This is a genomic window from Desulfobacterales bacterium, assembly GCA_034003325.1.
Lineage (GTDB): Bacteria > Desulfobacterota > Desulfobacteria > Desulfobacterales > JAFDDL01 > JAVEYW01.
Genome location: JAVEYW010000005.1, coordinates 217,038 through 238,930 on the forward strand (window position 1 = coordinate 217,038; position 21,893 = coordinate 238,930).

Below are 21,893 nucleotides of genomic sequence, written 5' to 3' on the forward strand. Positions count from 1 at the left end.
ATGTTACTATTCCAAATGAAAAATAATTTGTCAAATGGTTTCAGCGCATTGCAAATCAATCAGCCTGAAGCGCGCCAGAACGACGCCAAAGCCATCGCAATATCATTTTTGTTTTTTACTTGAATCGGGTGCCAATGTGCGGGAAGGAGCGAACGGTATTGCGATGTGGCATAGCGTTCATCCATCAGCAGCACGGCGCCACGGTCTGTCTCGGATCGAATGACCCTGCCCGCTGCCTGAAGCACCCGGTTAATGCCCGGATAAAGGCTGGCGTATTCAAATCCGGTGCCGGCCAGGCGATTAAAATAGTCGCGGATCAAAGTGTTTTCCAGGGAGATGCCCGGAAGTCCCACCCCGATGATGACCGCGCCGGAGAGTCGTTCGCCTTCCAGGTCGATGCCTTCACCAAAAATGCCGCCCATGACCGCAAAGCCCGCCAATGGGCGGGTATTGTCTTTGGAAAACCTTTCCAGAAAAGCATTTCGATCCGATTCGCTCATGCCGGGTGCCTGAACAATTAATTCGGTTTCAGGGTAGGCGGCGGAAAATGCCTTGCGGGCCATGGTGAGGTACTCGTAGGAAGGGAAAAAAATCAAATGATTGCCGGGTGTTCCGGATATGATCGCATTGATCATGTGAATCAAGTCAGTTAGGCTTTCCTCCCGGCGCCGGTACCGCGTCGTAACGGTAGGCGCCATGAGAAGACAGAAATTGGCGCTGGGGAAAGGGGACGAAAGTGTTATGAAGCGGGCCTCATTGCCGCACCCGAACAGATGTTTGAAGTAATTAGCCGGACTCAGGGTGGCGGAGAAGAAAACAACGGATTGGCAGCGGGCAAGTGCGGCTTTCATTTGCCGGGCGGGGTCCATGCAAAAGAGTTTCAGGCGAAGATCTTTTCCCATGGCCTCCGCGCAAGTTACATAGCAATCATCATAGCCTTCCAATATGTTCAAAAAAGCGCTCACCTCGAGGTAAACATCGAGCAGCTTTTCCCGAAATTCGGTGGCAATGTTCCGGGCCAGCCAGCGCTGTGTCTGGAAATGAAAGGCGGCCAAAAGCCCGGCAATTGTCATGGGCGCGTTTGGTTCCGCAAAGGCGCTGCCAGACGTCTCGCATTTTTTTCTGATCTTGACCAGCGCCGTGTTGATTTGTCCGAGTGTTTTATAGATGCTCGGCAAGTCGTTTTGAATTCGTTTTCTAAGATCAAGGAGGGATTGTTTCAGAATTTGTGCTGAAAACATTTCTCTTGAGCGGTTAACCAGGTTATGGGCTTCATCCACGAGAAAGGTGTAGGTGCCGCCGTTTTCCGCGAAAAACCGGCGCAAGTAAACTCGGGGATCAAAGGCATAATTATAATCGCAGATAATGACATCCGAAAACTGCGTAAGATCAAGCGAAAATTCAAAGGGGCAGATCCGGTACGCTCGGGCAACGTTCTCGACGGTCTTCCGGGTCAGCTGGTCGTGATCGGTGAATATGGCGACGGTGGCATCGCCGACCCGGTCAAAATGCCCCTTGGCATAGGGACATTCCTCTGCATTGCACGCTGATTCCGGACTGAAACATATTTTATCTTTAGCGGTCAGTGTCAGGGCTTTGATCCTCAGGCCCTGTTGTCCCAGAAAAACGATCGCTTTTTCAGCCACGGTTCTGGCTGTCGTGCGCGCGGTGAGATAGAAGAGCTTTTCAGTCAAATGGCTGCCGAGCGCTTTGATGGCAGGATAAAGAACGGCCATGGTTTTGCCGATACCGGTTGGCGCCTGAACCAGAAGTTGCTGTTTGTGCCGTATGGTCTTGAAAACCGCTACCGCCATCTCCCGCTGCCCTGGGCGAAACCCCGAAAAGGGAAACCCGAGGTTTTCGATGCTGTTATCCCGCAGCCTGCGCCAGGAGACCAATTGCATCGCCCATGCCAGATATTTTTCCACCAGCACGTGAAAGAAGCCGGATAAATCGTCAAGGGTAAACCGGCGCCGAATTTCCGCAACGCGGCCGGTGTCGAGCTGATAATACGTGAGCTGAATGTCGATTTGTTCCAGCTTGTTTGCGGTGGCGTAAATATAGGCATAAACCTTGGCTTGCGCCCAGTGCAGCGGCTGATCGCTGCTTTCATACGCGCCCGGGTCATCGGTAGTGGTCTTGATCTCTTCGATCAGAACGAAGTTTTCGGAACCGCTATCCGTCGAGGTGAACGCATTGCCCTTGTAAACCCCATCGATGCGACCGCTGATTTCAAGAAGCAGCGCATCGGTTTCAAGAAGATGGGCAACCGTGAGTTCCGCTTCATAACCGGGGGGACGGGATTTCTGAACTTTCTGATGCGCGCGAATTGCGTCAAGCGTTCGGCTGGCACCGGTAAAGGTCGAACTCAGGTCTCCGGAACGCAGCGTGTGCGCCACCAAGTCACGCACGGCAATTTGTAGTTTTTCCTTCAAATGGGATCTTTTGCTCTTCGACAAGAAAATCTTTGTCTAGAACACCTTTTGAATCGTTTCCCTGGGCGCGTTCAGGCGTTGCTCTTGTTTTGCCTGCTCCTTTTCGAGAAGAGATTGAATATTTCCGTTGAAATAAAAGCCGAAATGAAACTCGGGGGTGCCGATTCGCGTTTTGGTTTCCGATACGATTAGATAATCATCGCTTTGTTGCCAATAATAGGATTGCCCTTTTCCATTCGCCCATTCAATGGTGTGGGGAACGCCGTATTTTTCTTTCAAGGTGGAAAGGAATTCAAATCCCTCCTGCGTGGTCCGGATATAGAAGAAAAGCGGTTTTCCGGTATCCGATGCGAAAATCAGGCGAACAAAATCCAGGGGGGTGTTTTTTTTACGGGCGTACCGGTAGGTCAGCCTTATCGCGTCATATTCCACTCGTCCCCGGGGCAGATAATTGAGTTGGCGGTTCAGGGTGTTGATTTCTGGAAAGTAAGCCGCCAAGAATCCGGAATCGTGCATTTCCAGATTAATTGTTGTTCGGGTTGCATAGGCTTCGGGGCCGAGTTCGCTTTTCAGAGATTCTCGTCGCTCATTTGTGATTCGGGTTTGGTTGTTCATGTTTAAAAAGCTGAGCCCTGCGGATTCCAAGCCGGGCGCCGGCGCTTCGGTTGGCTGTTTGTTTTTAGCCGGCGAGCGCAGAAAGACGACTGTGAGCGCGACAGCGCAAATTCCTATTGCCACGAAAACAAGGCTCAATTTTTTTTTTGACATATTCATTTGTAATTGTCCGAAACAAGTTCAACGGGTTCAGGAGATGAATAGAATTTTAAGATATGCTAAAGATCAAGATCCTGCAAGTATCCTTTTGACCGCGCCCGCATTTCGATGCTTCAAGGCCTTTGGGGCATGGTTATCCCGGTTATTTGGCAGAACCATACCCAATAGCTTATTATTATTCAGGAAAGCTGATTGAGAGCTTATCGTGACCGTCTTCGGACTTAATTTTGATGCCCAGATCAATGCTGCTATCGCGAATGCCCAGCGCCAACGGCATTTTCCCTTTTTCCGCCTCGATATGGGTTATTTCCCGAACAGCCTCAAATATTTTGGCGCCCACCGCTTTTCCGGGGGACGGCAAGGTGGCAGTCCGATAACTGGCCGTTACTTCCACTTGACCGTCTTTGGTGAGGTGAATGGATATTTTATCCACGCCTGCATTGATGCCGTGAAGGGCGCTTAGGGCCAACCATTTGAGCGCGGCGGTTTCCGAATCCGATTCATCCTTGATACGCGCCATTTCACTCAGCGGATCGGTTGTTGCGTAACAATCACAAAGTTCCTGTATCTTTAAGTGGTGATTTCGTTTTTCTTTCATAGAGGGTTCCTCCTTAACGTTGCGGATGCTCACGTACAATGGGCAAAATGCCCGAATCCTGTCAGCGGGGCGACTGCTACAAACGAATTTGCCGTCAAAATATCGTGTCCTCTCATTGAGCCTACTCTAACCATCGAAGAACCTGTTTTCAAGTTGGCGTGGCAAGGCGCGTTGCCGGGTTGACCGGTTACGCCCGTGCTGCCAAACCGAGATAAAATCCCGAGGCAAATCGTTTCTTTCTTGACATAATTGCCTAATTATTTTTAAAATTCCAGCCAATGCCCGTCCGGTAAGGACGGATCGCTGTGTAACGCACCAATTTATATCAACGGGGAGCTGAAGCTTCGAACGAAACAAGACGGCTGTTTCAGGTGGCACTCGAACGAAAAGACGGAAAAACAAATGAAAACCCATGTGGAAAAAATCGGTCGAAACGACCTCTGCCCCTGCGGCAGTGGACTCAAATATAAAAAGTGTTGCCTTGGCAAAAAGGAAATTCCTTTGGAAGTCCTGAAGGAAACCTACCGTCACAAGTACCAGATTCATTTTAAGAGTGAAAAGGATATCATCGGCATTCGTCGGGCCGGAAAACTTGTGGTGGAAACGTTGGCAGCGGTTGAATCGATAATCAGGCCCGGCATTTCAACCGAGGAGATTAACACGCTGGTGCATGAAATGACCATCAAGAACCATGCGATTCCGGCGCCGCTGAATTACCGGGGATTCCCCAAAAGTGTCTGTGTGTCCGTCAATGAAGTGATCTGTCACGGGATTCCCGGGCCGCGCGTGTTGAAAGATGGGGATATCGTCAACGTGGATGTCACGCCTATTTTAGACGGCTATTATGCCGATGCCAGCCGAATGTTTTTTGTGGGAACCCCGGGGCCGGATGCGCAAAAAATTGTTCGGGTCGCCGGAGAGTCCCTGATTCGCGGCATGGCGATGGTGCGGCCCGGAAACACTATTGGGGACATCGGATGGGCGATTCAGCAGTATGCGGAGGGCGAGGGGTGTTCGGTCGTGAGGGAGTTTGTGGGGCATGGGTTGGGCACCGAGTTTCATGAGCCGCCCCAAATTCCACACTTCGGCCGCAGAGGGCACGGCCTGAAATTGCTTCCCGGGATGGTGTTCACCATCGAGCCGATGATCAACCTGGGGAAAAAGGAACTGTTTATTGAGCCGGACGGCTGGACGGCCGTTACCAAGGACCGATCCTTGTCCGCTCAATACGAGCAGACGATTTTGGTAACGGAAAGCGGCTATGAGAGCCTGACGCCGTTTGAACTGTGATGCCTGTTAGCGGATCGGAAGTGACCCATGATAGAAATCGATATTCCCGGATACAAAAAATTGACATTGACCCACTTGGTTCTCGATTTCAACGGGACCCTGGCGTGTGACGGCATCATGATTCCGGGTGTGGCGGAGCGGCTAAACGCCTTGTCTGAGAAATTAAAGATCGTGGTACTCACCGCGGATACCTTCGGGAAGGCGGCCGCCGAGTTGGCGAGTGTGAATTGCAAGCTCACCATTTTGCCCCTGGCCGATCAGGACAAGGGAAAACTGGCGGTGGTGCAACAGCTTGGCAGTGAACAAACCGCCTGTATCGGCAATGGCCGAAATGACAACCTGATGCTCAGGGCCGCCGGGTTGGGCATTGCCGTTATTCTTGAAGAAGGCGTGGCTCAGGTGACGCTTGCTTCGGCTGACGTGGTATGCACCGGCATTCTATCCGCGCTGGATTTGTTAAGCCATCCGCTCCGGCTGGTTGCCACCTTGCGGTCTTAGGGGCTGCCTACCCGCCAATCGCAGACATCTGTCCAGCCACATGCTCTGAGCAATCATTTCCCAGCGAGTGATGCATGGGCTTCAGGCGAACCGCTTTGAAAAAGAGCCCTCTTAGCGCCTCATCCAAAAGGCCCTGCCGCATGGGAGTCTTAATATCCAATTGCAGGTTGGATAGCAGGCAAACCCGAAGGTGACCGTGAGCGGTTAGCCGAAGCCGATTGCATGTGCTGCAAAAATGATGGCTGATGGGACGTATCAGACCGATTTCGCCCGGGGCGTCTTGAAACCGGTATCGAACGGCCGGGCCTTCGAGGTGGTTACTTTCGATCGGTGCCAAGGGGCCAACGGTCTCAAGCTTCCGTTTCATGTCATCCGCAAGCAGTTGTTGGTCGGCGCGGATGGCGGTGTTGCCGATGGGCATGTATTCGATGAACCGAATGTGAAACGGGTATTTTAGTGATAGTTTCGCAAAGTCAACGAGTTCATCATCGTTGATGCCTTTAATGACCACCATGTTGAGCTTGATAGGGGAAAAGCCCATTGCATGAGCGGCCATGATGCCGTCCCAGACGTTGTTGAAAACATCATATCCTGTGATCCGTTTGACTTTATCCCGTTTGAGGCTGTCGAGGCTGATATTGATGCGATGAATGCCGGCGGCCTTTATTTTTTCGATATTGTCCTTTAATAGCACCCCGTTGGTGGTGAGCGAGACGTCTTTTAATGCGTCGATGGCGCACAATTGGTGCAAAAAATCATAGACTCCTTTTCGCGCCAACGGCTCTCCGCCGGTCACCCGGACCTTGGACAGTCCCAGATTCGCGCCGATTCGAACCAGGCGCAGGATTTCCTCATATCGCAGAATATCCTCATGGTTGAGCTTGGGGGTTCTTGCAAACGGATCACAGTACACGCATTTTAAGTTACACTGATCGGTAATCGAAATGCGAATATAGCTTAAGCACCTGCCATATCGGTCTATCAATTTTGACTGGGCTGGAATTTCTTCGGTGGAATTCATACGGCCCGTCTTCCGCTGTGTGTGGGCAATTCCCATATGGATTATGCCAATTGGGATACAAGGCGTTACCTGTATCTTATACATTAATATCATCTCAACGGCAATATGGAAACAGCCATTATTCGCGTGTGGCGTCTATCCGCAGTTGGCGGGTTGCATTGTCGGTGTTATCTCATTGCATGGGAATGTCCCCGCCATCGCTCCTACCGTTCATTATGCAATATTTTCAAACACCGTTCGAACAATTGCTTGCGATCTTCGATGAATCATTTTAAAAAAGGTCGGTAAAGCCGATGGTTTTTTTGCTCCCGGTATTATTATGAGGCGTGTGGATGCTCAGACTCTTAAAATTTTTTCCTCTGGCCGTGTTTCTGCTTTTGGGCGGCATTGCCGTGTTGTTGTGGCAAGAACAAAATGATCATCGCCGCGAGCTTATTTTCAGGCACACGGCGTCTTCCGCCGAGCAGATTCAAATTCGGATGGAGGGTCTGATGCAAGCACGCATGGCTTCCCTTGAATTGTTGGCTTCCCGATGGGTAGAACGGGTTCCGCCCGACTTTAGCCGGAATCGTTTTCTGGATTTTGCTGAAAATTTTTACACCTATTATCCCGGTTTCATGGGGATCAACTGGGCCGATTCTGCAGGCGTGATTCGATGGGTCTACCCCCTGGAAAGCAACCGGGGGGTTATCCTTAAAAATATTCGTGAGCAAATCGATTCTCAACGGCCCGTCACATTTCAAGGTATCCGGGAAAATTTTAAGTACACCGTTACCCCGTGCGGCGAGCTGTGGCGGGGAGGGATCGGTTTTGATACATTCTGGCCGCTGATTCATAACGGAAAGCTGCAAGGCTATCTGAACGGCGTATTCGAGGTGAAACGTATTGCGGAAATTTGTTTTGCTCAGAACCTATTGGCTGATTTTTGCGCACGGATTTACGAAGCCGATCGATTGATTTTCACCAATGAAGACACTACCGACCGGCATTCGAACAAAAATCCGGTGAATGTATTCCGGGAAATCCGTTTTCCAGGAAAAGTCTGGCGATTGGAGTTGATTCCAACGGCTGCCATTTATGCACCGGGGGTGATTGAAAATCTTCCGCTGCTGGTGTTCGGTTTTGCGGTTTCTTTCGGAATTTCACTGTTGCTGCATTTTTTGTTGCTTCGAATGCAACTGTACCGGCAGGCTAGAAATCTGGCGCTTCGTGTGGTTACCGAACGAGAATTGGCCGAAAAAGCATTGCGGGATAATGAGAAAAAGTTAGAAGCGCTGCTTGCCGAATTGTCCGCCAAGAACGAAGAGCTTGAGACGTTTGTGTTCACGGTTTCACACGATTTAAAAACGCCGGTTGTTACCATTGAGGGCTTTATTGGTGCGTTGCGGGAGGATTTTGGAGAGATGATTCCAGCGGACGGCGGGAAATATCTTCAATACATCAGCGATGCATCCCATAAGATAGGCCTTTTGATCAACGATTTGCTGGAGCTTTCGCGCATCGGGCGGATCTCGGAGGCCAAAACGACGTTCCCTTTCTCGGAGATAGTCGGGGAAGCCCTCAAGTCACTGCAGTACCAGATTGAGCAACGAGGTATTCGGATAACGATTGAAAAAAATCTTCCCTTGGTTCATGGTGAGAAAAAACGGCTGGTGCAGGTCTTGGAGAACCTCTTGTCCAATGCGGTGAAGTACATCGGGAACGATAATCCAGCGCCGTGTATCGAGATCGGGGTGACGGCGTGGCAGGGCGGTCCGGCGTTTTTTGTCCGCGATAACGGCATTGGTATAGATAACATGTTTTTTGATAAAATTTTTGGAATCTTTCAGCGCTTGCCGGAAGCGGTCAATACCGGCGCCGGCACCGGTGTGGGGCTGACCATCATCAAGCGGATTGTTGAACGTCACGGCGGTAGGGTCTGGCTTGAATCCGAGGTTGGCAAGGGCACCACGTTTTATTTCACACTGAATCCTAAGGAGACTTGACCCGATGAAATACGAACCCGCAAGTATTTTGCTTGTCGAAGATGAACCGGCGCATGCGGAGCTGACCCAACGCGCCATCCGAAAGGCAGGAAATGCCAACCGGATCGATGTGGTTTCCCATGGCGAGGAGGCGCTTGATTTTCTATTAAACCGGAATAAATATTCGGATAAAGGCGCTTATCCTCTGCCGGGACTTATTTTGCTGGACATCAAGCTTCCCGGCATCGATGGCATCGAGGTGCTGAAAAGAATCAAGAGCGATGCGAACCTGAAACGAATACCGGTGATCATGCTTACCACTTCGGAGCGAGAGGCGGATGTCGCCCGGTCCTATGACCATTACGCCAACAGCTACCTTACCAAACCGGTGGGATTTGTGGAGTTTGAGGAAAAAATCCGAAAAATTGATTTTTATTGGATGATTCTGAATAGACCGCCCGTATTGGAAGAATAATCCCCATTGTCCGCTTGGCAGGACAAAAGGAGGAATTTTGAAGCTAGAATCGTTCACAATCGCTATCATTGAAGACGAAACGCCTCATTTCAACCTTATGCATCGTGCCATTGTCAGGGAATTCCCACACGCTGTCGTGCATCATTTTCTGGACGGCAACAGTTATCTGAACAGACCCGCCGACTTTATTCCCGATCTGATTATCAGCGATTATCTGACGCCGGGAATGGACGGCATTGAGCTGTTGTCCGTTTTAAATCAAAACGCGGATAATATTCCGGTGATTATCACCACTGGTCAGGGAAACGAGATGATTGCCGTAAAGGCGATGAAATTGGGGGCAAAAGATTACCTGGTCAAGTCTGGGACTTTTTTTAACCTGCTGCCCAGTGTGGTCGCCAAGGTGATACGGGAAAATAAACTGGCCGAATCGCTGCGCGAATCAGAAAGACGCCGGCGGGAGTTGGCCTCCCAACTCCTGGCGGCTCAGGAAAATGAGCGCCGACGGATTTCATTGGAAATTCACGACGAAATTGCCCAGAGCCTTTCCGCGCTCAAGCTTCGTTTCAGCATGCTTGCAAACAGGCTGCGCAAAGATCAGCGGCAACTGCAAGGCGAGTTTAACGCCACTTTGAACCTCATCGACAAGATCATTGAGGACACGCGCCGGCTTTCGCGGGATTTGAGTCCTTCCATTATTCAGGGCCTGAAGCTTTCCGGATCGATTCGATGGATGGTTCATGATTTCAATCAACAAACGCAAATTCCCGTTTCGCTGAATATGGTGGACATCGATGAGCTGTTCGGGAAGGAAGATCAGATTGTCATTTACCGGATTTTTCAGGAGGCGCTGAGCAATATTCGCAAGCATGCTCAGGCGAACCAGGTATCGGTGACCGTCACGCACGATGACGGTCATATCGTTATTCGGATAGTGGATGACGGCAGGGGATTTGATGTGGCTGAAACATTGAACCGTCATGTGACCCAACGGGGCTTGGGCCTGGCCGCCCTGGATGAACGGGCTCGAATGTTGGACGGCTCTCTGACGATAAGCTCACAAAAGGGCAAGGGCACTTGTATTATCGTGACGGTGCCCATTCGGACGGCGGTTCCCGAATTCCCTCCGTTAAAAGTGGCACCGCCCGCCGCTGCGCAAAAATCAAAATGACACACCGTTTCTATTCTTGCGGGATTAGACCCTTTTTTAGGCCCTTTCGACCCGTTACCAGAAACATGCACGCTTGTGCGTGTATATTTGCCAAAGGTGAAAGATGGCTTTTATGCATTCCAGCATCCCAGCATCCCAGCATCCGGCTTTGCCGGATCAGGTTATAACCTAATTTCACCTTGCAAAACGCTGCCCGCGTGAATCACCCCCTGATAAGGAGAGTAATTTCTGATGGTCACCTCTCCCCTGAGTGCCACCATCGGCTCAAACCGAACATCCCCCTCCACCTCCAGGAAGTTGCACGCTTTCAACGAAGGAACAAATGTCAGGCGCTGATCAAAATGATCAATTTTGCCGAAAAATCGTTGTGACAGGCGCACCGACGGCGGGCGGGCCACCGCAGGTTCGATAGCAACCCGTTGATCCGGGCTTAGCTTAAAGCAGTCCGAACGAACAACCATCAGATCGCTGGTTTTTTTGACGGGCACAAAGCGAGACCGGGGTACTTTGACGGCTGTGGCCCCTTCAAAAAGCGAAATGGCCGCGCCCATGGCGGTTTCCACCTGATAGACTTCAGGGCTGGTGTCATCCCGCGGGTCAAGGGTTTTGGCATTTAAAATCAACGGCAAATCCAGCCTATTCCGAGTTTTCATTCGCTCTTTGAGAAGCGCCAGGTTGATCCAGATATTGTTGGTGTTAAAAAAGGAATGCCGTTGAATGTCCTTAAAATACTTTAAATCATCCGTTGGGCACTGCGCGATTTCCCTCAGGACCAGTCGACCATTCAGGTGCCTGGCCAAGTGCCCCCCCCTTCTGATCGCTTGCTGTCCGTTCAGCCACTTCCATCATAAAGGGAAACTGTTGCTCGGCAAAATACCCCAGCAAGGCGTGATCAATGGTGGCGCCCAGATTGTCAACATTGGAAATAAAGGCGTGGGTAATTCCCTTTGCCAGAAGCGTTTCCAATGTACCGGAAGTCACCAGCGCGGTAAACACATCCCCATGGCCGGGAGGGTTCCATTCCATCTCCGGGTTTGACAGGCACGAGGCGGGGGAAAGATCTTGCTTTAGAATTTTCGGAAACCTGTGCTGTAAAAACTGATAGGGAAGGGACGATGGCCTCATTCGTTTAAGCATGGCCAGGGTATCGGCATGGGTGTTGAAACTGTTCATGAGTGTGAGCTGAACGCCTTGAAGGCGCGCCTGATTGACGATGATTTCCAGAAAGGTTAGCCCATTTTTGACTTTGATTAATGATTTGGCTTTTTTCAGCCCCATGCTGGTTCCAAGGCCGCCGTTGAGCTTAATCATCACCGTCTTGGGCAACATCTTTTTTCCTGCGGACTTAAACGATTCAAGCTCGTCCGCATGAAAAAGTGCTTCACGGGCCACTGGCTGAATTTCGCTTTCCGGAATCATGCCGGTTTCACCCGCCAAAATCTTATTGTAAAAGCGGCGGAAATCTTCAATTACCAATTGTGGCAACCCTGCAGACTCCATTTTCGTCACAAAACGGGTTAAATTGTCATGCTGTTTGGAATGCGGCATCGGTTCACTCTCCGTTGTTATTTGCTATAGGAATTGTTTTTCGTCCCCGCCCCTATTCCAAACCGGGGTAGGGCAAGGTGTCATTTTGCAAAACAGGTAAACATTCAAGTTGTGGTTGTTTGGTGAGCATAAGGACAAGTGGGAATGAGCTCAATTTGCCCGCATGACTATTGTATTTATACAAATGCGGGCCGGTGAATACAATTGTCACAAGTAGCCATTTTAGGGTAAAACAGATAGGTAATAATATGTAGAGGGTGTTTGTAGAAAAGCGCGAAGGAATTTTCCCCGCAGCTTTCAGTCAAATCAAGCCGTGCTCGTGGTATAGCCCTTGGTGATGGCGTATCGGACCAGATCGGCGGTGCTTTTAAGACTTAGCTTTGTTCGAATATTGAAACGATGGCGCTGGGCTGTTCGCAGGCTGATGAACAGCTTTTCACTGATCTGGCGATCGGAGTTTCCTTCAGCGATCAGCTTTAGAATCTGACGTTCCCGATGCGTCAGCGGGCTGGGCGCGGCCTTATGGTCGCCGCGGCAGATACCGATTATCTCCGTGGGAAATTCCATGGATAATTTGGGTGACAGATAGGTGCGCCCGTTCCGGATTTCTTCGATGGCGCGCAAGAGCTCTTTGGCGGTATCATCTTTCAGTAAATACCCCTGAGCGCCGGCCTCAAGGGCCATAAAGAGAAATTCGCTGCTTTTATGCATACTTAAAAACAAGATTTGGATATCCGGATAGCGGTCCCGAATTTCTTTGGCAGCCTCAAAACCGCGCAGACCGGGCATGCTGATGTCGAGAACCACCATGTCCGGCGTGGTTTTTTTCAATAGCTTAAGCAGTTCCAGCCCGTCACCGGCTTCTGCGATGACCTTTAACCCCTTGGCGGCGTTGATCAGTGTTTTAATGCCTTCTCGCATCATCACATGATCATCTGCGAGCACAATGGCATATTCTTTCATGGGCCAAGCCCTCTTATTGTCAAGATTCTATAGTCTGTCCGTATGGCCGAATAGTATTAAAGCCGGTAGAATTTTGCAAGGTCATTGTTTTTCAGGTCATTGTTTGTCGAATAAAGGGCGTTCTCACTTAAAGATAAGTGGGACAAGATAAGTGGGACTGGCCACTATCTCGGGTGATAATAAGATAAAATCGCATTACAAAGTCCATCAATGGTGTAGGTATCCGCCACGAGTTGCGCGGGCATGCCCAGGGATGCAGCGGTGTCGGCCGTGATGGGGCCGATGGCGGCAATGGTGACCCCGTCGAGCAGATCGGAAAAACGATCCTCGGGCAAAAGCGCCTTGAAATTTTTCGCCGTCGAAGAACTGGTAAAGGTGATCATGTCGATCGAGCCTTCTTCCAGACGTGCTACCAGATCGACTGCATTGTCCAGGTCTTTAAGGGTACGGTATACAGGAACCTCGTCCACCTGCGCGCCCATGCGGGTCAGCTCCACGGGAAGAATGGGCCGCGCCTCCAGCGCTCGGGGAAGCAATATTTTTTTCCCCTGAATATTCTCTTTGGCAAACGCCTCGATAACGGATTCGGCCCGGTAGCTGGATGGCACGATATCGGCGCGAAGACCGTTATTCAGAAGGCATTGCGCCGTAGCGGGTCCGATGACCGCCGTGCCGATATTACCCAGGGCGCGTGCATCCCGGCCGGTTTCAAATAACGTTTGAAAAAAGAATTTAACGCCATTTACGCTGGTAAAAATAAGCCAGTCATAGTCGGCAAGGTGATCCATGGCCTGCAAGAGCGGCGCATTGTCTTCGAGCGGCACGATTTTTATGGTCGGGCATTCCAGGCACTCGGCGCCCGAGTCCGAGAGGCGTTCCACCAGATCGCTGGCCTGCTCCCTGGCGCGGGTCACCACGATGGTTTTACCGAAAAGGGGTCGGTTTTCAAACCAGTTCAGCGTTTCACGCAATCGGACGACCTCACCGATGACGGTAATGGCCGGCGGTTTCAATTTGGCGTTGGCTACCTTTTCAACAATGGTTTCCAGCGTGCCCACAACCGTGACCTGTCGGGAGGTGGTTCCCCAGCGAATGAGCGCCACCGGCGTATCCGCCGGTTTGCCGTGCGCCACGAGCTGGCGAGTGATTTGCGGCAGGTTTTTAACGCCCATGAAAAAGACAATGGTGCCGACCCCCTTGGCAAGGGCCTCCCAGTCGATGCTCGACCCGTTTTTCCCCGGGTTTTCATGCCCGGTCACAAAGGCCAGTGTGGAGGTGAAGTCCCGATGGGTCAGCGGAATACCCGCATACGCCGCAGCGGCAATGGCCGAGGTGACTCCCGGAACCACTTCAAAGGCAATTCCCCGCTCAACCAGTACCTGGGCTTCCTCACCGCCCCTGCCGAATATATAAGGGTCTCCCCCTTTTAGCCGGGCCACCGTTGCGCCGGTCATGGCTTTTTCAACGATGAGCGCATTGATGCTTTCCTGACTTTGGGTGTGATAGCCGCCTTTTTTGCCGACGTAAATTAATTCGGCCGCGGCCGGTGCGTGTTTTAAGAGGGCAGGGGAGGCGAGATAATCATAAATAATGACATCCGCCGCTTGAATGCATTTTAGGCCTCTAACCGAAATAAGATCCGGATCTCCGGGACCCGCACCCACCAGATAGACTTTACCGCTCATTATATTGACTCGTATCGGTTCTTTTTCATGGGTTATAGATGTTGTAAAAAGGACGCCGAAAAATATGCTATCCTCTTTTGCCAAGCGCCTTAAACTGTTCCGGACTTAAGATATCTTTAAGAATGTCATGGGCGCCTCGTGCCACCAATTGCGTGGCAAGGGCGATGCCAAGCGCCTCCGCTTGGTCAATCGGGCCGGATACCTGGTCCCGAAGGATTTTTTTCCCGTCCAATGCGGCCACAAGCCCGTGCAGCCTCAAGACATCTTTTTCGATGTGGCCATGCGCCGCCAGGGGCACCTGGCAGGTACCGCCCAATTGACCCAGAAAGGCCCGTTCCGCCGTAACAACCGCGTGCGTGGGGGCGTGATTCAGAACAGATACCACTGCGGCGCTTGCCGCATCATTTTGTCTGATTTCAAGGCATAAGGCGCCTTGGCCAACCGCCGGAAGCATCAGAGAGGCGTCCAGGTATTCCGTAATTCGGTGAGTAAAGTTAAGGCGTTTCACGCCGGCGGCCGCTACCACGATCGCATCCAGGTCTTCCGTGTCGAGTTTGCGAATGCGGGTGTCCAGATTGCCGCGAATGGGAAGAAGACAAATGTCCGGCCTGGCATGCAGCAGTTGCGCGCCCCGGCGAAGGCTGCTCGTGCCGATTTTTGCGCCCGGCGGCAGTTTGGAAAAGCGTTTTCCGCCTTTGGCAATAAGGACATCCTCTGCCTGTTCACGCTCCGGAATGGCGCCGATGCATAACCCTTCGGCCAGTTGGGAGGGCATGTCTTTCATGCTGTGGACGGCCACATCCACGCTGCCGTCTGAAAGGGCGGCCTCGATTTCCTTGACGAAAAGCGCGCTGCTGCCGATTTGTGCCAGTGGGACATCCTGAATTTTGTCCCCTTTGGTTTTGATGATGGATAATGCCACGCACAGAGAGGGATGTGTTTGGATTAAGGCATCTTTGACCCAGTTTGCCTGCCACAACGCCAGTTGGCTGCCGCGGGTGCCGATTCGAATAGACGCCCCCATCAGTGGCCACAACTCCCGCAGTTGGTGGCGCTGCACCCGCCGCAGGCAGAAGCGCCGGCGGATCGGCTGACGGTTTCTCCGCTTCCCGATTTGCTCATAAAGCCGCAGGCCGACATGAGGCGGTGAACATCTTCACCCTTGCATTTCGGGCAACAAGGCGTTTCGCCGCTAAACACCAGACATTCAAAATCCCGGTTGCAGGCTTCGCAGTGATATTCGTAAATAGGCATTGTTATTTCCTCCCGTCCTAAATTATTTTCGTTTTCTCATGATAATCATCAGGGAATTTAAAGCAACCGTTTACCGGTGGGGAAGGGCTGTCAGCACGCCTGATCCTGTGTAACATCACGGAGGTTATTAATCTCTTCGATATAGCGGGTTGAATCATATCCACGTTCCATTGCGGCCTGAAAGGCTGCCAGCGCGTCTTCGAGCCGGTTTTGTTTCAAATAAAGTTTTCCCAGCCGATGCCTGAATTTGCCTTCATTGGGGGCGATTTCAATGCTTTTTTCACAAAAAAGAGCGCCGATTTCGGGGTTTTCCCCCTTATCTTCATAGAGCAGGCCCAGGGCCGACAGGGCGGCTGCATCGTTGGGGTTAAGTTTGACCGCCTGCCGATAGGCGTTAAACGCGTCCTCGTTTTGGGACAGGACCGAATAATAATCTCCCATCAGCCGAAAGGCAAGGGCTCCCGGTTGAAGCTGAAGCGCTTTTTGTAAATAGGAAAAAGCCTCCGTCGGGTTGTTGATTTCCAGATAGAGCCGTCCCGTTTGAAGCGCCACCTCGTAAACATCGCCACCGAGCCGGTGGGCTTCCAGGAAGTTGCGTAGCGCCACCTCACGGTTGTCCGTGAGAAGATGAACCAGCCCCAGGTTATAGTGTGCCATGAATTCATCCGGAGCCAGTGCCAATGCGCGCTGAAACATCTCTTGCGCCCGGTCAAAATTTCCCAGCAGGCTATGGCAAACCCCGAGGCTGTTGCAGACATTGACGTTTGCCGGTGCCAGAAGCAGCGCTTTTTCGAATTCCGCCATGGCGCCGGGAATATCCCCTTTTTGGAACAGGTGGTCGCCGCTGATATTCAGGCTCACGTCATCGAATAGGACGAGACTGCCGGGTCCGAAAAATGCGGCGTGATCCAATGCTTTATAAGCGTTATCGAGAATTTGGTTTCGTGAATAATCAGCTGTCGGAAATGCGCCGATGCCGCCGGAAACGGTTGCATTCATCGCTGCGGCAAGGCGGCTGTTTAGCACTTGTCCTGTTTCCAAACACGCTTGATCGTTTTTGTCCGGGAAAAAGCTGACAAAAAGGCTCGAATCGATGATACCCCACCAGCCGGTTTCCGCAGCGCATTCGGTATCGATTGCTTCCGCGAGCGCCAGGAGAGCCGTTCCGGCCTTCTCCTCTGCGATCGGATCAAGACGCAACACCAGAATACTGAAAACCTCCTGAGCCGCGAGTCTTTTCAACGAAGCAGTGACGAGCGCCTGCCCCGTAATCAGTTCCGGGAAAGCCGGCTTAAGAGAATCGGGATCGATTCCGGATGGCGCTGTTTTTTCGGGAGCATCCGTGCTGGATAACAAAAACTGACTTTCGGTGCTGATGGGGTGATACATATCAAGGGGTTTGAAGGTCATGGTCTATTTCCTGCCGGGTGTTTGTCCAGGAGTGCCCTCACAGCCATTTCGATCAGAGGGGCCTCGTCTTCCTGAATGGTCCTGGGGTCCAGGAGGACTGTGTCCGCTTCAATGCGGCCGATGATAGGCGGGGTGAATTGTCGCATAAAGCGTTCGATCGCCCGGGCCGAGAGCGTATGGACCGAAATTCCGATGCAAACGGTCGGTAGATTTAACAGCGGCAGGGCGCCGCCGCCTACTTTTGAAAAGAGGTCTAATAATTGTACGGAAAGCCGATCATCCGCGATGGCGTTCAGCGATTCAGCCAGCGCGTGCGCCCTGGCGGTTATCGTTTCAAGGGATAGGGTCAGCATTCGCAATGTGGGAATACCGGGAACGGCCTTTTTTTCATCGCGATATAGGCGCAAGGTGCTTTCCAGGGCTGCAAGGGTCAGCTTGTCAATTCGAAGGGCGCGTGTCAGAGAGTTTTGCCGAATGGCCGCTATCATCGGTTTTTGACCGAGAATAATGCCGGCCTGCGGGCCGCCCAGCAGTTTGTCTCCGCTGAAGGTGATCACATCGGCGCCGGCGGCGACGGATTCCTGAACGGTCGGCTCTTTATGAGGAAGACCGTATCTGGAAAAATCAATGAGTGTGCCGCTGCCCAGATCTTCCATGACCGGCATATGGTGCTTTTTTCCAAGGGCCACAAGGTCTTTCAATGGTACCGATGCGGTAAAGCCGACTACGCAGAAATTGCTGGCGTGAACTTTGAGTAACAATCCGGTTTCCGGTGTGATGGCCGCCTCATAATCCCGCAGATGGGTCCGGTTGGTTGTGCCGACTTCTTTCAGGATCGCGCCGCTTTTTATCATAACATCCGGAATTCTGAAAGCGCCGCCGATTTCTACCAGCTCGCCCCTGGACACGATGGCGTGCTTTCCCCTGGCAAGGGTGTTGAGGCAGAGCAGCACGGCAGCGGCATTGTTGTTCACCACCATGGCGGCTTCTGCGCCGGTGAGCTCACATAACAGATTCTCCACGGCGCTGTATCGCGAGCCCCGGTTCCCGGTTTCGAGATCAAATTCCAGGTTCGAATACCATTTCGAAATTTGTGTCAGATTTTCAATGGCGGCTTCGGCCAAGAGGGAGCGGCCCAAATTGGTATGCACCACAACCCCGGTGGCGTTGATCACGCGACGCAGATTGGGCGTCATGGCGCGTGCGACCAGCTGTTCAACTTGTTGAAGGATACTCATCTCGAATAATGGCTCGGACCCGTGTGCTTCAGAATTTTCTTTGCCCATCAAAATGGCGGATCTGAGGGTTTCAAGGCTTTCGCGAATGGCGCTGGTGATGATGGATTTGGGCGCTCCGGAAAGGGATATCCTTGCCTGAGCCAGCTCAAGCATGCGATCGACGCCGGGGATGGCTCTTAACGCCTCTTGTTGCGGTTTGCTTAAGTGGGGCATGCGATTATCCGACACGAGCAAATGTTTCCGATGTGTTGAGAAAAACGGATGGTGGGATTAAATCCACAATCTCCGGCAGCCGGCTGGCCGAAAGGCCGATTTTTTGCAGCCGTTGGTCCAGGTTGTTGCCGTCCATACGCTCCATCTCAAGCCCGGGATGAAATTTCGTGATGAGCAAATCCGCCAGATACACCATATGCGCTAAATTCGAATAGGTTTCCTCATTTTCCGGTGAATGATGATGTTCGATCACATGAATCAGGGAATTCGGGAAAGACCACTTTTCAGCCAGCATGCGTCCGACTTTCGTATGGTCAATTCCGAGTATTTCCTGCTCGACTTCGATGCTGTTTTTGTTCAGGTCGACCAAATTGCGATAAAAGAGCGGAAAGGCCGATGAGATATACTGATCGAGAACCACCTTTCCGATATCGTGGAGCAGACCGGCCGTGTAGGCGGAGGCTTTTGTGGCCTTTCCGGCGGTGGCTGCCAGAATGGCCGCGACCTGAGCCGTTCCAATGGCATGATAGAACAGTCCTCCCTTGCACAGGGAGTATCCATGCCCCTTAAGATCAAAAAAACCTTTGACCGCCGCTGATACCACTAACTGCACCAAAAGATCCCGGCCCAAAAGAAGAATGGCATGATCCAGGGTGTCAATGGGTTTGCCTCTGGAAAACAATGCGGAGTTGCACAATTGAAGCGTTTTCGCGCTGATCACCTGATCTTTTTTAACTTCATCGGCAATGGCGCCCAGATCGTAATTGTCTTCCTCCACCAGACGCAAAATTTTCAGCGCTACTTGGGGGATGGGGAAAATATGATCAAGCGCTTTGCTGATTTTTTCAGGAGAGGGAACGATCGGTTTTTGATCCGGTTTGTAACGTTCAAGAGCGATGGGCTCGATTTCGGTTTTGAATGTTTGCAGATTCAGACTGATTCGACAGGTAAAAAACCCGCCGGTTTCGGATTTTATAATGGGGATACCGGCCTGTGAGAGTATGGTCTTGACAATTTCTGCGGTTCTGCCGCCGATATCCAGCGACAGATCCTGCGCCATTAGCGGACCCACCAGCGCGCCGCCGGCAATCACCCCCTGCATGCTTTCCAGAGAGGCGCCTTCTCGAAGCAATGCCTGAATAAAGGCCGGCAACCCGGTCGATGCATATTTTTCCGGAAATCGGGCGCCTTCGGTTGAAATTGGTTCGGGAAGCAATAAATGAATGAGTCCGCCCACTTGATTTTTCACATCGAACAAGGCAACGCTAACGCACGTTCCCAACGATGCACTCAGCACCAACGGCTTTGATCTGGAAACAAGGCTTGTTCCGGCTGAGACATGGTATCGATCCATTCCTGATAAGCTTCCCCTGAAAAATATAAATCATTGAATTGAACCCATAGCACCCTAAACAGGATTGTTTCAATAAGAATTTTTTGCTATGAATTTCAAAAAGTTTCGATGATTCAACGATGGGTGCCGGCCGGAATACGGTTGCGCGGCGAAACCAAGAGACGGGGTTAATATGCAAAATCTGTTAGTTACGGGTGGTTGTGGTTTTATCGGGGCGAATTTTATCCGGTATCTGTTATCCGAATCGGATTTTGACGGCCGTATTATCAATGTGGATGCGCTCACTTACGCCGGCAATGCAGAAAACCTGGCAGGAGTGGAGATGGCTTATCCAAAACGCTATGTTTTCGTCAAAGCCGATATTTGCGATCGGGATGCCATGGCCGGGATTTTTGATGAATACCGGATTGACGGGGTGTGTCATTTTGCGGCTGAATCCCATGTGGATCGCTCCATCGATGCGCCAGCCGCCTTTGTTCAGACCAATATCGTCGGAACGTTTATATTGTTGGAACAGGCCCGAAAGCATTTCCGGCGGCTTTCTCGTTTTCATCATGTCAGCACGGACGAAGTCTACGGTTCGTTGTCGGCAGAGGGCTTTTTTACGGAAAAAACCGCTTATCGGCCAAACAGCCCCTATTCGGCCTCCAAGGCCGCATCCGATCATCTGGTGCGCGCCTATGGCCATACCTATGATCTGCCCGTCACGATTTCGAATTGCTCCAATAATTACGGCCCGTACCAATTTCCCGAAAAACTGATTCCCTTGATGATTTTAAACGCCCTTTCGGGAAAGCCGCTTCCGGTATATGGGGACGGGCTGAACATTCGCGACTGGCTTTTTGTCGAGGATCATTGCCGCGCGGTCTGGCTGATTATGAAAGAAGGGTTGCGGGGAGAAACCTACAATGTGGGGGGCGCGTGTGAAAAGAAAAATATCGACGTGGTGCGGATCATTTGTGATTTGTTGGATGAAATGGCGCCTCGGTTGAGGTCTGGGCCGCGAAGAAATCTGGTGACGTTCGTCAAAGACCGCCCCGGACACGACCGCCGGTATGCCATTGATTTTTCAAAACTTCATAAGTCGTTGGGATGGTCGCCGCTCGCCTCCTTTGAATCGCAGATGCAACGGACCATTCTATGGTATCTGAATCATGCGGACTGGGTCGAACGGGTCCAAAGCGGAGAGTATGCCCGCTGGGTGGAAATGCATTACGGAGGGGGCCCCTTGGAAAGGAGTGCATGAAGCAGGCAAAAGATTATATTATTTTCCCGCTGGATGTGGCGACGGTGGCGGAAGCCCGGCATTATGCGGTTGCGTTGAAGTCCTCAGTGGGCATGTTCAAGGTGGGCCTGGAGCTTTTCATTCGATCCGGACCGGAAATCATCAACATGATTCGATCCGAAAGTGATGCCGGCATATTTCTGGATCTAAAGCTTCACGATATTCCCGAGACGGTTCGGCGGGCCATGGCGGTTGTGGCGGATTTAGGTGTGACGATAGCAACGGTTCACTGCGGGGAATCACCGGCCATGCTTGAAGCGGCCGTTGCGGGAAGCGGCGGAAGGGTCGGGGTATTGGGCGTGACCGTGCTGACCAGCGTGTCGGCAGCCAATATTCAATCGGCCGGGTTCAAGGAGGAATTCTCGCGGGATCTATCCAGACTCGTTCTGAAGCGGGCCCTTGCGGCAAAGGCGGCTGGTATGACCGGTATCGTGTGTTCGGGGCTTGAAGTGAAAACCATCAAAGCCATAATTGGCAGGGAGTTTATCTGCGTCACGCCGGGCATACGCATGGCCAGGGAGCTTTCCGGTGCGGACGACCAGCACCGGGTCGCTACACCCGCTGAGGCGGTTCGGAACGGATCGGATTATCTGGTGATTGGGCGCCCCATTCGGGACGCCAAGGATCCGGTGGCTGCGGCCGATCGGATTGCTGAGGAGATCGCCGGCGTTATCTGATTAGAAAGCCCTCCAGAGAATGATGCCGGCAATGGCGGCC

At 51.8% G+C, this 21,893-nt stretch carries 20 protein-coding genes; 7 read left to right on the forward strand and 13 right to left on the reverse strand.

The window, feature by feature from the left end:
* Positions 1-59: 59 nt before the first annotated feature.
* From RBT11_07250 to RBT11_07260, 3 genes are all read right to left on the reverse strand, one after another.
* Positions 60-2,435: an ATP-dependent DNA helicase gene (locus tag RBT11_07250; GenBank protein ID MDX9786554.1), complete on the reverse strand. Its 2,376-nt coding sequence runs from the start codon at positions 2,433-2,435 to the stop codon at positions 60-62.
* A 36-nt stretch (positions 2,436-2,471) separates the two neighbouring features.
* Positions 2,472-3,209 (reverse strand): hypothetical protein, encoded by a 738-nt coding sequence (locus RBT11_07255; GenBank protein ID MDX9786555.1) that lies wholly within the window; start codon positions 3,207-3,209, stop codon positions 2,472-2,474.
* 175 nt (positions 3,210-3,384) lie between these two features.
* The gene (locus RBT11_07260; protein ID MDX9786556.1) at positions 3,385-3,807 is read right to left on the reverse strand and encodes a hypothetical protein; all 423 of its coding nucleotides are present in this window, start codon (positions 3,805-3,807) and stop codon (positions 3,385-3,387) included.
* A gap of 402 nt (positions 3,808-4,209) precedes the next feature.
* Between RBT11_07260 and map the strand changes: the two genes are divergently transcribed.
* On the forward strand, positions 4,210-5,097 hold the full coding sequence (map, locus tag RBT11_07265) for a type I methionyl aminopeptidase (GenBank protein ID MDX9786557.1): 888 nt from the start codon (positions 4,210-4,212) through the stop codon (positions 5,095-5,097).
* A 27-nt stretch (positions 5,098-5,124) separates the two neighbouring features.
* Positions 5,125-5,595 carry an ATPase P gene (locus RBT11_07270; GenBank protein ID MDX9786558.1) on the forward strand — a complete coding sequence of 157 codons (471 nt, stop codon included), beginning with the start codon at positions 5,125-5,127 and terminating at the stop codon, positions 5,593-5,595.
* 7 nt (positions 5,596-5,602) lie between these two features.
* Here the strand turns inward: RBT11_07270 and moaA are convergent, their stop codons facing one another.
* Entirely contained in the window at positions 5,603-6,616 is a 1,014-nt protein-coding gene (moaA, locus tag RBT11_07275; protein MDX9786559.1) for a GTP 3',8-cyclase MoaA, read from the reverse strand.
* A 332-nt stretch (positions 6,617-6,948) separates the two neighbouring features.
* On the opposite strand from moaA, the gene RBT11_07280 reads away from it, so the two are divergent.
* From RBT11_07280 to RBT11_07290, 3 genes are read left to right on the forward strand one after another with little or no spacing between them, the layout of a single operon-like run.
* Complete coding sequence (locus RBT11_07280) at positions 6,949-8,601, forward strand: ATP-binding protein (protein MDX9786560.1); 1,653 nt, start codon at positions 6,949-6,951, stop codon at positions 8,599-8,601.
* A 4-nt stretch (positions 8,602-8,605) separates the two neighbouring features.
* Entirely contained in the window at positions 8,606-9,055 is a 450-nt protein-coding gene (locus RBT11_07285) for a response regulator (protein ID MDX9786561.1), read from the forward strand.
* A 37-nt stretch (positions 9,056-9,092) separates the two neighbouring features.
* Positions 9,093-10,226: a response regulator gene (locus RBT11_07290; protein ID MDX9786562.1), complete on the forward strand. Its 1,134-nt coding sequence runs from the start codon at positions 9,093-9,095 to the stop codon at positions 10,224-10,226.
* 161 nt (positions 10,227-10,387) lie between these two features.
* Here the strand turns inward: RBT11_07290 and RBT11_07295 are convergent, their stop codons facing one another.
* From RBT11_07295 to RBT11_07335, 9 genes are all read right to left on the reverse strand, one after another.
* Positions 10,388-11,026: a UTP--glucose-1-phosphate uridylyltransferase gene (locus RBT11_07295; GenBank protein MDX9786563.1), complete on the reverse strand. Its 639-nt coding sequence runs from the start codon at positions 11,024-11,026 to the stop codon at positions 10,388-10,390.
* Positions 10,965-11,774, reverse strand: coding sequence for a UTP--glucose-1-phosphate uridylyltransferase (locus RBT11_07300; protein MDX9786564.1), 810 nt, complete (start codon positions 11,772-11,774; stop codon positions 10,965-10,967). The genes RBT11_07295 and RBT11_07300 overlap by 62 nt, the downstream gene beginning before the upstream one ends.
* A 306-nt stretch (positions 11,775-12,080) precedes the next feature.
* The gene (locus RBT11_07305; GenBank protein ID MDX9786565.1) at positions 12,081-12,737 is read right to left on the reverse strand and encodes a response regulator transcription factor; all 657 of its coding nucleotides are present in this window, start codon (positions 12,735-12,737) and stop codon (positions 12,081-12,083) included.
* Positions 12,738-12,901: 164 nt separating this feature from the next.
* Positions 12,902-14,422, reverse strand: a complete 1,521-nt coding sequence (gene cobA / locus RBT11_07310) for a uroporphyrinogen-III C-methyltransferase (protein MDX9786566.1) — start codon at positions 14,420-14,422, stop codon at positions 12,902-12,904.
* A 67-nt stretch (positions 14,423-14,489) separates the two neighbouring features.
* Positions 14,490-15,446 carry a hydroxymethylbilane synthase gene (gene hemC / locus RBT11_07315; protein MDX9786567.1) on the reverse strand — a complete coding sequence of 319 codons (957 nt, stop codon included), beginning with the start codon at positions 15,444-15,446 and terminating at the stop codon, positions 14,490-14,492.
* The gene (locus tag RBT11_07320) at positions 15,446-15,676 is read right to left on the reverse strand and encodes a zinc ribbon domain-containing protein (protein MDX9786568.1); all 231 of its coding nucleotides are present in this window, start codon (positions 15,674-15,676) and stop codon (positions 15,446-15,448) included. The genes hemC and RBT11_07320 overlap by 1 nt, the downstream gene beginning before the upstream one ends.
* A 90-nt stretch (positions 15,677-15,766) precedes the next feature.
* Positions 15,767-17,086 carry a tetratricopeptide repeat protein gene (locus RBT11_07325; GenBank protein MDX9786569.1) on the reverse strand — a complete coding sequence of 440 codons (1,320 nt, stop codon included), beginning with the start codon at positions 17,084-17,086 and terminating at the stop codon, positions 15,767-15,769.
* Positions 17,083-18,537 carry an L-seryl-tRNA(Sec) selenium transferase gene (gene selA, locus RBT11_07330; protein ID MDX9786570.1) on the reverse strand — a complete coding sequence of 485 codons (1,455 nt, stop codon included), beginning with the start codon at positions 18,535-18,537 and terminating at the stop codon, positions 17,083-17,085. The genes RBT11_07325 and selA overlap by 4 nt, the downstream gene beginning before the upstream one ends.
* 4 nt (positions 18,538-18,541) lie before the next feature.
* Positions 18,542-19,891 carry an HDOD domain-containing protein gene (locus RBT11_07335; GenBank protein ID MDX9786571.1) on the reverse strand — a complete coding sequence of 450 codons (1,350 nt, stop codon included), beginning with the start codon at positions 19,889-19,891 and terminating at the stop codon, positions 18,542-18,544.
* Between the two features lie 172 nt (positions 19,892-20,063).
* Between RBT11_07335 and rfbB the strand changes: the two genes are divergently transcribed.
* Both rfbB and pyrF read left to right on the forward strand, forming a co-directional pair.
* A complete protein-coding gene (gene rfbB / locus RBT11_07340) occupies positions 20,064-21,137 on the forward strand; it encodes a dTDP-glucose 4,6-dehydratase (GenBank protein MDX9786572.1) in 1,074 nt (357 codons plus the stop codon).
* Entirely contained in the window at positions 21,134-21,853 is a 720-nt protein-coding gene (gene pyrF, locus RBT11_07345) for an orotidine-5'-phosphate decarboxylase (GenBank protein MDX9786573.1), read from the forward strand. Before rfbB ends, pyrF begins: the two co-directional genes overlap by 4 nt.
* Positions 21,854-21,893: the final 40 nt, after the last annotated feature.

Coding starts and splice junctions, on each gene's coding strand:
- RBT11_07255 (MDX9786555.1), bottom strand. CDS start 3,209: ATGAATATGTCAAAAAAAAAATTGAGCCTTGTTTTCGTGGCAATAGGA.
- RBT11_07260 (MDX9786556.1), bottom strand. CDS start 3,807: ATGAAAGAAAAACGAAATCACCACTTAAAGATACAGGAACTTTGTGAT.
- map (MDX9786557.1), top strand. CDS start 4,210: ATGAAAACCCATGTGGAAAAAATCGGTCGAAACGACCTCTGCCCCTGC.
- RBT11_07270 (MDX9786558.1), top strand. CDS start 5,125: ATGATAGAAATCGATATTCCCGGATACAAAAAATTGACATTGACCCAC.
- moaA (MDX9786559.1), bottom strand. CDS start 6,616: ATGAATTCCACCGAAGAAATTCCAGCCCAGTCAAAATTGATAGACCGA.
- RBT11_07280 (MDX9786560.1), top strand. CDS start 6,949: ATGCTCAGACTCTTAAAATTTTTTCCTCTGGCCGTGTTTCTGCTTTTG.
- RBT11_07285 (MDX9786561.1), top strand. CDS start 8,606: ATGAAATACGAACCCGCAAGTATTTTGCTTGTCGAAGATGAACCGGCG.
- RBT11_07300 (MDX9786564.1), bottom strand. CDS start 11,774: ATGCCGCATTCCAAACAGCATGACAATTTAACCCGTTTTGTGACGAAA.
- RBT11_07305 (MDX9786565.1), bottom strand. CDS start 12,737: ATGAAAGAATATGCCATTGTGCTCGCAGATGATCATGTGATGATGCGA.
- cobA (MDX9786566.1), bottom strand. CDS start 14,422: ATGAGCGGTAAAGTCTATCTGGTGGGTGCGGGTCCCGGAGATCCGGAT.
- hemC (MDX9786567.1), bottom strand. CDS start 15,446: ATGGGGGCGTCTATTCGAATCGGCACCCGCGGCAGCCAACTGGCGTTG.
- RBT11_07320 (MDX9786568.1), bottom strand. CDS start 15,676: ATGCCTATTTACGAATATCACTGCGAAGCCTGCAACCGGGATTTTGAA.
- RBT11_07325 (MDX9786569.1), bottom strand. CDS start 17,086: ATGACCTTCAAACCCCTTGATATGTATCACCCCATCAGCACCGAAAGT.
- selA (MDX9786570.1), bottom strand. CDS start 18,537: ATGCCCCACTTAAGCAAACCGCAACAAGAGGCGTTAAGAGCCATCCCC.
- RBT11_07335 (MDX9786571.1), bottom strand. CDS start 19,891: ATGGATCGATACCATGTCTCAGCCGGAACAAGCCTTGTTTCCAGATCA.
- rfbB (MDX9786572.1), top strand. CDS start 20,064: ATGCAAAATCTGTTAGTTACGGGTGGTTGTGGTTTTATCGGGGCGAAT.
- pyrF (MDX9786573.1), top strand. CDS start 21,134: ATGAAGCAGGCAAAAGATTATATTATTTTCCCGCTGGATGTGGCGACG.